Annotated in this window: 8 protein-coding genes; 2 read left to right on the top strand and 6 right to left on the bottom strand. The window is 44.5% G+C overall.

Annotation, left to right across the window (positions count from 1 at the left end):
• Positions 1-172: 172 nt before the first annotated feature.
• Both GVO62_RS00935 and topA read right to left on the bottom strand, forming a co-directional pair.
• A complete protein-coding gene (locus tag GVO62_RS00935) occupies positions 173-724 on the bottom strand; it encodes a DUF2058 domain-containing protein (RefSeq protein ID WP_159117355.1) in 552 nt (183 codons plus the stop codon).
• Between the two features lie 131 nt (positions 725-855).
• Positions 856-3516, bottom strand: coding sequence for a type I DNA topoisomerase (gene topA, locus GVO62_RS00930; RefSeq protein ID WP_159117354.1), 2661 nt, complete (start codon positions 3514-3516; stop codon positions 856-858).
• 396 nt (positions 3517-3912) lie between these two features.
• Here topA and astB point away from each other — a divergent pair, with 396 nt between their 5' ends.
• The gene (astB, locus tag GVO62_RS00925) at positions 3913-5253 is read left to right on the top strand and encodes an N-succinylarginine dihydrolase (RefSeq protein ID WP_159117353.1); all 1341 of its coding nucleotides are present in this window, start codon (positions 3913-3915) and stop codon (positions 5251-5253) included.
• 53 nt (positions 5254-5306) lie between these two features.
• On the opposite strand, the gene GVO62_RS00920 is transcribed toward astB, so the two are convergent.
• Positions 5307-7847 carry an Ig-like domain-containing protein gene (locus GVO62_RS00920; protein WP_159117352.1) on the bottom strand — a complete coding sequence of 847 codons (2541 nt, stop codon included), beginning with the start codon at positions 7845-7847 and terminating at the stop codon, positions 5307-5309.
• 114 nt (positions 7848-7961) lie between these two features.
• On the opposite strand from GVO62_RS00920, the gene GVO62_RS00915 reads away from it, so the two are divergent.
• Positions 7962-9308: a dicarboxylate/amino acid:cation symporter gene (locus GVO62_RS00915; RefSeq protein ID WP_105931027.1), complete on the top strand. Its 1347-nt coding sequence runs from the start codon at positions 7962-7964 to the stop codon at positions 9306-9308.
• A gap of 182 nt (positions 9309-9490) precedes the next feature.
• On the opposite strand, the gene GVO62_RS00910 is transcribed toward GVO62_RS00915, so the two are convergent.
• From GVO62_RS00910 to GVO62_RS00900, 3 genes are all read right to left on the bottom strand, one after another.
• Positions 9491-10717: a lipoprotein-releasing ABC transporter permease subunit gene (locus GVO62_RS00910; RefSeq protein ID WP_159117351.1), complete on the bottom strand. Its 1227-nt coding sequence runs from the start codon at positions 10715-10717 to the stop codon at positions 9491-9493.
• The gene (lolD, locus tag GVO62_RS00905) at positions 10704-11414 is read right to left on the bottom strand and encodes a lipoprotein-releasing ABC transporter ATP-binding protein LolD (RefSeq protein ID WP_159117350.1); all 711 of its coding nucleotides are present in this window, start codon (positions 11412-11414) and stop codon (positions 10704-10706) included. Before lolD ends, GVO62_RS00910 begins: the two co-directional genes overlap by 14 nt.
• 87 nt (positions 11415-11501) lie before the next feature.
• The gene (locus GVO62_RS00900) at positions 11502-13055 is read right to left on the bottom strand and encodes an EAL domain-containing protein (protein ID WP_159117349.1); all 1554 of its coding nucleotides are present in this window, start codon (positions 13053-13055) and stop codon (positions 11502-11504) included.
• Positions 13056-13356: the final 301 nt, after the last annotated feature.

Below are 13356 nucleotides of genomic sequence, written 5' to 3'. Positions count from 1 at the left end.
ACTGGTATAACTATAGTTCAAGAATGTTTAAGCAGCTTGCATTGTTCAGTTTTAAATTACTTGAAAAATCATAACATCAGAAGGATAAATGACGAGCGCTAATTGCGAAAAACATAGGTAAGCCAACGCAACCCTGTAAAATTAGTGCTGCGTCGACGCTATTAGAAGTGGACTACCAAGTTAAATCGTCAGGAATTTCGTAGTCAGCATACCAATCATCTTCAGCCTCATCTTTACCGTCAGTGCCGCTTTTATCTAGATCAGCCCGATAAATGACTGACGCTTCGTCACGCTGAGCAATTTTGTCAGCAACAGGCATGGGGACGAGCTCATAGGCATCGTCTAACAAGACAATAGCCAAGCGACCTTTGGTCACTTGCTTGTGAATGGACTCGCTCACATACATACGCTTTACCACGTTATCGTGAGTAAAGTTCAAAATAACGTCACCGTTTCTGGGTTGTTTATTCGCTGTGATCAGCTGTCTAACTTGGGCCACAATTGAGCGCTTCTCACGCTCTTGCTGCTGCATTTGATTTAACTCACGAGAGCGCGCTTTTTTCTCTTCGGCAGCCTGTTGAGCCGCTAAGGTTGCTTCATCAAGTACCGGCTGTTTCTGTTTATTTTTTTGCTTTTGCTTCTTGCGCTTGTCTGCACGAGCTTGCTTTGCAGAACTTTTATCCGCCAAACCGGCTTTTAAAAGTTGGTCTTGTAAAGAGGACATAATCAACTCTCATTAATAGATATCTAAATTTCACGTCTAAACGCATCAAAATAATGGCTAATACGTAATAAGCCCGAAAAATTCGGGCTCATATTTTACGCTTGAGGCAATGCATTTACCTTAACTATGCGTTACTTTTTCTTGGCTTTTGACTTAGCCGCCGGTGCTTTCGTCGCCTGTTCTTGCCATTTCCCGTTGTCGTACCAGGCTGACCATCCTGTTGCCTTACCGCTGTCATTTTCAGACATTACGTATTGCTGCTTGGTCTTTCTGCTGTAGCGTACTATTGCAGGGTTTCCGTCCGGATCTGTTTTTGGTGCATCAGCAAGATAATAGAACTTCGGCGAAATTCTGTCTCTAAACCGTGCAAGTTCTTCCACTTTCGGCGCACGAGTCTCTCGCGACTTAGGGAAGTTATGGGCCGCCAAGAAAATGCCTGAAGCGCCATCACGTAACATAAAGTGGGCGTCTGACTTTTCACATGGAAGCTCAGGCAAATCCACTGGATCTTCTTTCGGAGGCGCAGCTTCGCCGTTTCTAAGCAGCTTGCGGGTGTTTTTACACTCTTCGTTAGTACAGCCAAAATACTTACCGAATCGCCCGTTTTTAAGCTCCATATCGCTGCCGCATTTGTCACACTCGATAATGGGGCCGTCATAGCCTTTTATCTTAAATGTGCCCGTTTCAACCAAGGTGCCATCACACGTGGGCGTGTTACCGCATACGTGAAGCTTACGGGTTTCATCTACTAAGTAACTATCCATAGCCGTACCGCACTTCGGGCAACGCTTTTTAGAGCGAAGCGCTTCTGTTTCAAGCTCTTCCTCGTCGTCCACCTTCACCACTTCATCGCCAGGCGTTAAATTCATGGTGTTTGTGCAGCGCTCTTTAGGCGGCAGATTGTAACCTGAACAACCCAGGAACACGCCCGTCGATGCGGTTCTTACGTTCATTTCTCGACCGCATTTGTCACAATCTATACCCGCAGGTATCGCCTGATTTAGGCGCATACCGCCTTCTTCCGGGTCTTTCTCAGCGTTTAACAGCTTACCGTAGAAGCCACTGTAGAATTCGTTGAGTACGTCTTTCCAGTCCTTGTTGCCTTCAGCAATATCATCGAGATGTTGCTCCATGTTGGCAGTGAAGTCGTAGCTCATCAAATCATCGAAGTTTTCCATCAGACGATCGTTAACAATCTCCCCCATCTTCTCGGCATAGAAACGTTTGTTTTCCAAACGCACATAACCACGGTCTTGTATGGTAGAGATGATACTTGCATACGTTGAAGGACGGCCAATGCCTCGTTTTTCAAGCTCTTTAACCAAAGACGCTTCGTTAAATCGAGCCACTGGTTTTGTGAAATGCTGCTTAGGATCTAGTGCTTTCAAGTCAAGCACATCGCCTTTCTGCACATCTGGCAACATTAGTTCTTCATCGCCTTTTTTGCGAAGCTGTGGCTGCACACGAGTCCAACCATCAAACTTAAGCACGCGACCTTTCGCGGTAAGCTCATAGTCGCCTGCCGCAACTTTAATGGTGGTAGCGTCATATTTTGCTGGTGTCATTTGGCAAGCCAAAAACTGACGCCATATAAGTTCGTACAAACGCTGCGCATCGCGTTCCATATCACCTAGGCTCGCCGCACTGATATTTACGTTAGAAGGACGAATAGCTTCGTGCGCTTCCTGTGCGCCTTCTTTGCTGCCATAGCGAATTGGTGAATCTGGCAGATATTTATCGCCAAACTTATCTGTAATATACGCTCTTGCGCTTTCAACCGCCTCTTGACTCAGGTTAGTCGAGTCAGTACGCATGTAAGTGATGTAACCCGCCTCGTAAAGGCGCTGCGCCATCATCATGGTTTTCTTAACACCAAAACCTAGTCGAGTACTTGCTGCCTGCTGCAGTGTTGACGTAATAAACGGCGCTGACGGACGGCTCTGCGTTGGCTTAGATTCGCGGCTTTCTACCGTGAATTTTGCATTTTCTAAATCAGCCAATGCCTTGTCGGCTTGCGCTTTATTTTTTGGTTTGAAGCCGTCGCCCTGATACTTGGCAACAAGCATGCGAAGTGCCGCTTTTTCCTGACTGGTTAGATCAGCGTGAACATCCCAGAACTCTTCTGGAACGAAAGCTTTTATCTCTCGTTCGCGCTCTACCACTAATCGCACGGCGACCGATTGAACACGGCCAGCTGAAAGACCGCGAGCAATCTTCTTCCACAGTAATGGCGACACCATAAAGCCCACTACGCGGTCTAAGAATCGACGAGCCTGCTGTGCGTTTACACGAGAAATATTTAACTCGCCTGGCGCTGAGAATGCATCCTGAATAGCGTTTTTAGTGATCTCGTTAAACACCACTCGCTGATACGTTTTGCCTTTAGTGCCAAGCAGCTCTTGTAGATGCCATGCAATTGCTTCTCCCTCGCGATCCAAATCGGTTGCGAGATAGATAGTATCGGCGTCTTTAGCAAGCTTTTTAAGTTCGTTAACAACCTTTTCTTTACCTTGCAGCACTTGGTAGTGGGCCTTCCAGTCTTTCTCTGGATCCACACCCATCCTGTCTACAAGCTTTAAATATTCGTGGCGGCGAAGGTATTCTTGACGCGCTTCTTCGCTTAAAGTTTTGAGTTCTTTAGCCGGTTTTTTAGGCTCTACTTTGCCTAACGCCTTCGTCGGAAGATCTCGCACGTGGCCAACCGAACTTTTTACGATAAAATCTTTACCAAGATATTTATTTATCGTTTTTGCTTTGGCTGGTGACTCGACTATGACCAGTGATTTTGCCATATAATTGAACTAAACCTATTGATTTTTAATGACTATTTACGTCAAATTCTGAAAATTGGAGCAACCTTGCACTATATATAGGGTACCCGCTCTTTTTTAACATATATCTACAAAGTGAATGGAAAACAAGATCTTCTTCATACTTATTCTTTTCATCGCTCTAATTGCACGCAGATTCTGTACATTAAATGACCACCGCGATTGGCATTGGCTTTAAAAGCCGTATAATGCGAGCCATTCCAACCTAGCCTGACAACGTTTTCAGGTAATAAGAAGTGTATCGTTTTACTCTCTACTGCGAGCTCTAATGTGACCGATGATGAAAAAATCAAGGTCGCACGAGGATTAAAGGTAGCATATGAGTCAACCGGTAACACACCTAGAATGAGGGAAAGTATGAAGCAGTTTGAAGTTAACTTTGACGGTCTAGTAGGCCCTACCCACAACTATGCCGGTTTATCCTTCGGCAATGTTGCTTCACTGAATAATGCCAATGCGGTAAGCAGCCCAAAACAAGCTGCAAAGCAAGGTTTGGCTAAAGCCAAAGCCCTTGCCGACATGGGCATGATGCAAGGTGTCTTAGCGCCACAAGAGCGTCCAGATATTGCGGCACTTCGTCGTTTAGGCTTTACGGGGAGTGATGTAAGAGTACTAGAAAGCGCTGCAAAGCAGTCTCGCGAGATTTTTCTTGCCTGCTGCTCTGCTAGTAGCATGTGGACTGCAAATGCCGCTACTGTGTCTCCTAGCGCCGATACCGCCGATGGACGTGTTCACTTTACCCCTGCAAACTTGACCAACAAGTTTCATCGCTCTCTAGAGCCCCAAGTTACAGGAAACATTCTGCGCGGTACCTTTGCCAATGAAAAGTACTTTGCCCATCACCAGCACCTTCCTGACAATGAGCATTTTGGTGACGAGGGCGCTGCAAACCATACTCGCCTTTGCAGCAACTATGGCCAAGCGGGCGTAGAGCTGTTTGTTTATGGCCGTCATGCGTTTGATACCAGCAAACCTGCACCGACAAAATACCCTGCTCGCCAAACGCTAGAGGCTTGCCAGGCTGTTGCACGTTTACACGGTCTTGACGACGACGGTGTAGTTTACATGCAACAAAACCCCGACGTTATTGACCAGGGTGTATTCCACAATGATGTTATCGCGGTGGGTAATCAGAATGTGTTGTTTTTCCACGAACAGGCTTTTTTCCAAAAAGAAGCGGGCCTAAAGGAACTTCAGGCAAAATTTGGTGATGAACCATTGCATTTCATTGAGGTGCCAACGGATGAAGTCTCAGTATTAGATGCGGTTAAAACCTACTTGTTTAATACGCAAATCATAACGCTTCCCAGTGGCGATATGACCATTATCGCGCCAACGGAGTGTCAGGAAAACGAAGCGGTTAGTCGCTATCTGGACAAACTGGTTACATTGGGAACACCAATTAAATCTGTAAACTATTTCGATGTAAAACAGAGCATGCGTAACGGTGGTGGCCCTGCTTGCTTGCGCTTGCGCGTTGCGATGAACGATCAAGAGCTTGCTGCAGTAAACCAGAACACGTTAATTAGCGATACACAGTTCGCACGCTTAAACGCGTGGGTAGATAAACACTATCGTGACGAACTTACCGAAAATGATTTGCGTGATCCGCAGTTGCTTATTGAATCTCGCACAGCGCTTGATGAGTTGACTCAGATTCTTAAAATTGGATCTGTTTATCCTTTCCAGCAGGGGTAAAAACCTTGATAAGCCCGTTATTCAACAGAATACCGGGCTTATTTATTTCCAACTTATGGTGCAGGATCTTCTACAGGACACTCACCTGTTCCAAACGGATTAGCAGGGGGGCTTCTTCCTTCATCAGTTATATCATCAGCAAGAATTTCTAATTGATACTTCATAGAAGCTTGAGCTTCACTGCCAGTTGACTGCCCAAACACAGTAATTTCAGCGAAATACCATACCGCGTAGCTTTCAGGGTAGCGGTATTCAAGCTCAGCAAAACCATTTTCGTCCGTTACTCCATTATTGGAAAGAGTTACAGTACCAACGATACCAGGAGTCAATTGCTGGTCTTTATTTAAGTCTTCGCCCTCGTCGAGTATTCCATTATCATTTTCGTCCTCGTTGTCACACTGGAAAATATCTACAACGTTCCAGATCGAGTCTATATCGTTGTATACCCAGCGACCTTTCCAATAAACTCCATCTTCATTGTATTTAACAGGATTTATTGAAGCTGTAAGGTTAACGTCACTAACAGGGCGGCCTGACGAATCTGATACGAATACAGCAAACTTTTTGAGATATGACGTTGTGGAAGGCGTTTCGATTTCATTACCCGTCCCAATAACAATATCAAAAGCTCGCGCCCCAACGGTAAGTGCGACTTCGTCAAAAATTGATTCGTCATCTGCTATCGAAGCAGTAATTATAACAGCCTCATTAGATGACACAGAACCTGAAGTAAACACCGTAGTTGCAATACCCTTGCTATCCGTAGTTGCTTGCGAAGGAGAAACGAAGCCTGTTGACACATCGGATACAGTAAAGTTAACAACGCTGTTTTTTACCAAGTTGTTGTTGGCATCCCTAACAACGGCGCTAATTGTACTCGTTTGCCCATCGGGACCAAGGTTGTCTAATGTCGCATCAGCTATAATGGTAGCCGGCGTGGTTGCAATAAACTCAATTTGAGTAAGTGCTGAAACCAACACATTACCGCTTCCGTCACTTGCAGTTGCCGTGATTGAAGAAATACCAGCATTGTTGGCGCTGATATCGATACTTGCCTGTCCTTCTGCATCGGTTTGTACTGTTGAGTTGCCGTCAATTACGCCACGAGAGGCACTAAATGTCACGTCTCGACCAACCACAGGCGTGTTATTCTGACGCCATTGCACGGTAATGGTTTGCGATTGTCCCAATGGCACCTCTTCTTCCGGCAAATCAACAAAGTTAAATTCATCTTGCTGAACCTGCACCGTAAAGCTTGCTTCAGCATTGAGTGCTGAAGCCGTAATCGTGTCTTGACCTGAAGTCGAAGCCTTATAGGTAACGGTAGCTTGACCATTCGCACCTGTATTTACCGTAGTACTGCTCAATGAACCATTAACAGCGCTGAGCACAACATTTTGATTGAGTATCAAAGTACCGTCCGAGTCCTGTACGCGAATTGTGTAGTCAACACTGTTATTAAGTATTACTGATGATGCTCCGTTGATTGTTACCTCTGTACCGGCGATCGTGATATCAACAGTTTGAGTAAGACTCCCAGCACCTGCTGTAATGGTGATGGTACGGTTTGATTTGTCGTTTTGCGATGTAAGTACAGCCCTCGCTGTGCCATCCGCTGCGGTTTCAGGTTGAATTAATTGAAGCTCAACACCGTCTCCTGTTGCCGCAGAAAAACTCACTTCAACACCTTCCATCAATACGCTTTGTTCATTTTTGACCAGCGCAATAAGCTCCACTTCATCGCTACCGCTCGAGGCAAGCTGAATGCTGTCAGCGAAAAGTTCCAAGGAGGCAGGCTCTTCGCTAACTGTTGTACTTCCTGTCGAGCTGAATGTAGTTGAATCACTCTCACCTGTGGGTAATGTGGCGGTTACCTGACCGTCACCTGACGCACTGCCTACCGTCATCCCGATAGTGGCTACGCCATCCTCGTTAGTCAATGCCGTTGCCGTATCATTAGAGAAAGTGGCTAGGTCGTCGTTGCTTAATGAAAAGGTAAGGAGAAGATCTGCTTGGGGTTCACCTTGAGAGTTAGTAACCGTGGCTACCGCTACCAATGCATTGTTTGTTGATAGGCTGTTGTCGGTTTCGCCCGCTGCGTTCTGCAATGTTAACGCCACGGCAATCGTTGTTGGGTCTACAGTACTTACCGCTGTAGCGGAAAATGTTGTTTTTCCGGTTTCCCCTGAACTCAATGCTGCAGTAATCTCACCATCGCCAGACGCAGTGCTAGCATTAAGGCGAAGCCTTGCTACACCATTTGCGTTTGTTCGTGCTGTGCCTGTGTCGTTGCCAAATTCAGCGAGTTCAGTATTGCTCAGCGTGAACGTTAAAAGCGCATCTGCAAACGGATTACCGTCTTCATCTGTCACCGTTGCGACCGCAAACAAGCTATTGTCTTCTGATAGGTTATTATCGCTCGTTCCGCTTTCGTTCTCTAAGGATAGTGAAATCGTATACGTTGGGGTTGTTGTACCGCCGCCTCCGGTTCCATTGTCCGTATCATCCCGAGAGACTGACGAACCGCCTCCACCACATGCTGTTAGCATAAATATTGCGCTAATTAAGCTTAGCGTTCTCGCTAATGTCGACATAATTCGTTCCTGAACCTCTTTTATTGACAATTGCGTCGTTTTTTATGTTTAAAAATCAACTGAATCTGGCACACTACGGAAGATTAAAAATATAAAAATGCACAGGAAACATTGATGTCTTCAACTGCACATAAGTATAGTTTAACCGCACGTATCTTTATCGGCATGGCTGCCGGTATCTTGACTGGTGTATTTCTCCAATTGTTATTTGATGATAGCGGAGATTTCGCTTTTTCGATATTCGGTTTCGAGTTCTCAACGTATAACATTCTTGTAGAAGGTATATTTTCGACTCTCGGGCAAATATTTATCGCCAGTTTAAAAATGTTGGTCGTTCCGCTTGTCTTTGTTTCTTTGATCTGTGGCACCAGTACCCTTTCTGACCCAAGTAAATTGGGAAGACTTGGTGCAAAGTCCGTCGGGCTGTATGTTGTCACAACGGCAATCGCTATAACACTAGCCATGAGTATAGCTTTGGTAGTGTCTCCAGGTGAAGGGCTAAATTTAACAACACAAACAACATTTGAAGCGAAAGAAGCTCCTAGTTTATCTGACGTTATCGTCAATATGTTCCCAAGCAATCCGATAAATTCGATGGCGCAAGGCAATATGCTTCAAATTATTGTTTTTGCGGTACTCTTTGGTATCGCAATGGCGATGACTGGCGACGCAGGGAAACGCCTGACAGCCATCTTTGAAGACATTAATACCGTTATTATGCGCTTAGTTACTATTATCATGAACCTAGCGCCATATGGCGTATACGTGTTAATGGCAAAGCTCTTTTCAACCATTGGTGGCGAGACCATACTGAGTTTAGCGAAATATTTCTTCTTGGTATTTGGCGTGCTTATTCTTCACGGGCTTGTGACTTACTCTGTATTACTCAAAGCGCTAGCTGGTTTGAACCCGCTAATATTAATGAGAAAAATGCGAGATGCAGCACTTTTCGCCTTCAGCACATCCAGTAGCAGTGCCACACTTCCTGTAACCATGGAAACTGCAAAGAATAAATTAGGTGTAGGTAATTCAGTCTCTTCGTTTACCCTACCGCTAGGTGCGACAATCAATATGGATGGCACTGCCATCATGCAAGGTGTGGCAACCGTGTTCATTGCGCAAGTCTATGCTGTAGATTTGAGTTTGAGCGATTACATGATGGTAGTGCTTACTGCTACCCTAGCCTCTATTGGTACCGCTGGCGTGCCGGGCGTGGGGCTTATTATGCTTGCCATGGTGTTGCAACAGGTAAACCTGCCCGTTGAAGGTATTGCCCTTATTATCGGTGTAGACAGACTGCTCGATATGACCCGCACCGCGGTTAACATCACTGGCGATTGTATGGTGTCGTGCGTAGTGGCAAAGAGCGAGGGCGCGCTAGATGAGAGTGTTTATAACGATCCGAAAGCGGGCTTGAAACAAGAAGACGTGGATTTCGAGCACTTTGAGAAAAACCAATAGCAGAAGTTTGAAAATCTAGCTAAAAAAAGGCCAGCGTCGCTGGCCTTTTCTAAAATTAAATAACCATCTACCCTGATAGCTTAACACCGAAGCCAAGTCGTTTTTCCTGAGAGCCATCCTAGGTCCCGAGAGCCTGCCAAAAATTTTCCCTTAAAACTATTAAGTGCAAGCAATTCAAACTTTTAATGAAGCGCAGAAGATGGCGAAATGTTTACAGCTTTCTGTGCAGGATACAGGGTAGCCCCTACGCTCAAGAACATAGCAACAACAATGGTTACAAGAACATCTTGCCAATGCAGGCTCGACGGCAAGAAGTCAATGAAATAGATGTCGCCAGACAATATTTCCACGCCCAACCCTGACTCAATAACACGTACAATATCTGAAAGATTAGGCGCGACTAAAAGCGCAAGTGTCACCCCTACCGTTATCCCGATAAAACCGTTTATAACGCCCTGTAGTACAAATGCATTGCGAATTAAGCTGTCGCTGGCACCCATTGTTTTTAAAATAGCGATAGACGCCTGCTTCTCTCTAACCGCCATAACCAGAGACGAGACGATATTGAAGCATGCAACGGCTATTACTAACGATAATGCAATATAGACAACCGCTCTTACTAATTGGATATCGCTGTACAAATGCCCCTGAGTGCGTGTCCAGTCAGACATATACACCGCTTGTGGATAGCTGTACCCAATATCGCGCATGGTGTCATAAGCAGAAAAAGGGTCCCTCAACGTAAACTGCAGACCTTGTGCTTTAGATGATATCCCAATGGCATTTGAGGCAGTCTCAAGGTGCATGAGGCCTAGCTGGTTATCAAGTTCTCCCCCCACCGACAGTACCCCCGCTATTTCAAGTGTAATAGCACGCGGGGCTTTGAATGTGAGATCGTGCGTGGTTTGAGGAATAAGAACCTGCACTTTATCACCAACTTGAAGGCCCATTGAGGAGAAAATTCCTTTTCCAACAATCAAACTGTTACTTTGACGGCTAAACCTCAGCCAATCTTGCGTTGACACTCTTTCAGCATATTTATCCGCTACTTGTTCAACGGAAATACCGGTAACACTGATCGCCTTTAGCTCTCCATTCGACTGAAGCATGCCTGTAAGGCCGGTATAAGGCGTCACACTTGCTAAGCGACTATCCTGAGAAAAGCGATATAGCTGCGCTTCAAGATTTTCAATACCACTTTCGCTTTTGCTGTAAATTTCACCGTGAGGAACCACGCTCAATATTCTGCCGGTAAGCTCTTTTTCAAAGCCGTTCATCACGCTAAGTAACACGATTAAAACGAAACATCCAAGCCCTATGCCAATGGTAGAAGACATTGAGATAAAAGATATAAAGCGCTGTTGGGACCGGGTTTTCCTAAACTTTTGCGCAAGTTCAAGGGCGAGCATTATGGCTCTCCTTTGGCATGACTTCACTTGCTAGACGGCCATCTTTTATTTTTAACACCCTATCCATTTTACCCGCTAACGCTATGTCATGGGTCACAACGACAAAAGCAGTACCTTTTTTTTCACTCAAGTTTTTAAGCAGTTTATAGATTTGCTCTCCGGTGGAATCATCAAGATTTCCCGTTGGCTCGTCAGCTAAAACAACAGAAGGCTCTGTAACCAAAGCGCGAGCAATGGCTACTCGTTGGCGCTCACCGCCAGACATGGCAGAGGGTAAATGGTCGAAGCGATGTGATAAGCCCACTTCTTCCAGCATATCTCTTGCTTTAGCCTCAGCATGCTTTGATGAAAGACCTCTGATACGAAGGGGCATTGCCACGTTTTCCAGAGCTGTAAATTCACCAAGCAAATGATGGAATTGATAAATAAACCCCATTTCGTCGTTGCGAAGTTTTGCCAAAGCATTACTTGATAACTGATTAAGCGCCTTACCTTTAAACTCAACGTCACCGGTTGATGGTTTATCCAAACCACCTAGAATATGCAAAAGTGTACTTTTTCCTGAGCCTGAGCTCCCTAATATTGCGACATGCTCGCCTGCTTTAATCGCGAGAGAGACATCATGTAGAACGGGCGTGGCGTTGCTACCGTCTTGGTAGGTTTTATTGATATTGCGGCAAATTAGCACGTCTTGCATGCGACTGTTCTTCTAAGTTTTTCAGGCGGTTAATGGTAGCGTTAAACACTACCAACACCAACCGAAAAATGACAGTCATAAAACGCGTTAGAGGGTCTCTTGAACGGTTTTTGCAAGTGCATTGACTGATTGTGGCTTACCGAATAACCAACCTTGCCCAAAACCAATCTTTAACCCTTTCAGTTCATTAAGCTGTTCAAGGTTTTCCACGCCTTCCGCTATCAACTCTACATTGAGGCCATCTGCAATACTTACGATATGGGGAATAAGTGACGAGCGGATGCTGTTTTCTTCCATATCCATGACAAAACTTCGATCAATTTTTAGATAATCACAGTTTAATGTTTTTAACTGTCCTAAATTCGAATACCCAACCCCAAAATCATCAATAGCAAATAGGAAACCTTTGCTTTTTAGTGACTTAATATGTTTTGCTGCGCTTTGCGTTGCTATTTGCTCGTCTTCGGTTATTTCTAACACTAACTTGAAATTTTTAATGTTCATATCAAGAACAAAATCTAAGTTGAGGCAACTGTCGCGGGTAAAATCGAACGGAAATAAGTTGAACGACACTTTAAACCCCTCGGGAATATCGGGGTTATCGTTAAGATCGTTCATGGCTTTGGTTATCATGTCGATGGTGAATTCCCACGTCATGTCTTGCTCTTTTATTTGGGGAATAAATTCATCCGGGTATATTGGCCCAAACTCGTCTTTATAACGGCTTAATACTTCACAGCCAATAACTTTACCAGACTGTAAGTCTACAAATGGTTGATAAAGTGAGTAAAATCTGTGTTCTCGCAGCCCTTTACTCACTCTTGATTCTAATGAACGTCTTCGCCTTAAATAGTTAAACGTTATCATATGTGTGAGTGCTGCCGTCATTAGCATCACGAAAACAAATAGCACAAGCTTTCCAAGATGAAGATCTAACACTCTTCCGTGATCAGATTTAACCTGAAGGCATGTACTGGTATAACGTTCATCACACAAAATAAACTGTAATGAGAAATACCCGGTGCGTGCATCCATGTCCTGCTGACTAAGTGTCGAGTCCACTAAAACTGGGTTTCCAGCCATGTGATAAAATTGGTCACCGTTGTAAAAAAGCTGCCAGTCCTGGATATAACTGTAGCCAATGATACTATCCATATCTAACACGGCATTGTAACGACCTCGTTTTACAATAGTCCCTGTCGCTTGCTTGTCAAAAAGCTGCAGCGGCGTATTGATCCAAAACGCATCATCAAGCTTGGTATAAAAATCGGGCTCGTCTGTCGCTAACGGCTCCTCTAAAATGCCCAGATAGGTGCTGCAAACAAGCGCATTTTCTTCATAAAAACCTATTTCTTTTACAAAACGAGAGCGAAAGAGCGTTTTTCTCATTTCAGCTAGGTTGTCTTTGCCACACGATTCGTATGGAAGTGCATTGAGGTAGTCTAATGTTATTTCTGCATCTCTAAAAACAGCACGCACATTATTGAGAATCTCTGATGCACGGTTTTCTTCCTGCTCTCGAACAAACAGAAACATAACAGCGCCAAGCAGCAGTGTCACAGCTGCTACACTGATTAATGAAACGAGAATGGCTTTTAGGTTATCTGCAAGAAAATACTGTTTTTGTTCGCTTTTTGTCATAAGTCTTTGCTTCTAGAACATGCAGAGCGTAACTCTAGTACATCTGTGAAAAAAAGCATTACGACTTTAGCGCATATTATACTAGCCCGCATAGATAAGTATTATTTCTAATTTGTCAGTTTTAATGAAAAAAATCGGTAAAGCAGAATTTTATAAACGGGAACTGGGATTAAAAATTCAATGGAAGTATAGAGTAAAGCATAAAGTAATACTTTGGGCGTAGACTACTGTTTTCGAGTGGGCTTTTGCTTTGAAAATAAGGATGACATTTCTGAGGAGGATATCTAAAGGCTTCCAAAAA

The organism is Alteromonas sp. KUL150, from assembly GCF_009811475.1.
GTDB lineage: Bacteria > Pseudomonadota > Gammaproteobacteria > Enterobacterales > Alteromonadaceae > Alteromonas > Alteromonas gracilis.
Note: the sequence above shows the minus strand (reverse complement) of the source record. Positions and strands in the feature narration are given on the sequence as shown.

What these genes read in the sequence shown, in the direction of transcription:
- GVO62_RS00900 (WP_159117349.1), bottom strand. Translation starts at nt 13,055, where the DNA reads ATGACAAAAAGCGAACAAAAACAGTATTTTCTTGCAGATAACCTAAAA.
- topA (WP_159117354.1), bottom strand. Translation starts at nt 3,516, where the DNA reads ATGGCAAAATCACTGGTCATAGTCGAGTCACCAGCCAAAGCAAAAACG.
- GVO62_RS00915 (WP_105931027.1), top strand. Translation starts at nt 7,962, where the DNA reads ATGTCTTCAACTGCACATAAGTATAGTTTAACCGCACGTATCTTTATC.
- astB (WP_159117353.1), top strand. Translation starts at nt 3,913, where the DNA reads ATGAAGCAGTTTGAAGTTAACTTTGACGGTCTAGTAGGCCCTACCCAC.
- GVO62_RS00920 (WP_159117352.1), bottom strand. Translation starts at nt 7,847, where the DNA reads ATGTCGACATTAGCGAGAACGCTAAGCTTAATTAGCGCAATATTTATG.
- lolD (WP_159117350.1), bottom strand. Translation starts at nt 11,414, where the DNA reads ATGCAAGACGTGCTAATTTGCCGCAATATCAATAAAACCTACCAAGAC.
- GVO62_RS00910 (WP_159117351.1), bottom strand. Translation starts at nt 10,717, where the DNA reads ATGCTCGCCCTTGAACTTGCGCAAAAGTTTAGGAAAACCCGGTCCCAA.
- GVO62_RS00935 (WP_159117355.1), bottom strand. Translation starts at nt 724, where the DNA reads ATGTCCTCTTTACAAGACCAACTTTTAAAAGCCGGTTTGGCGGATAAA.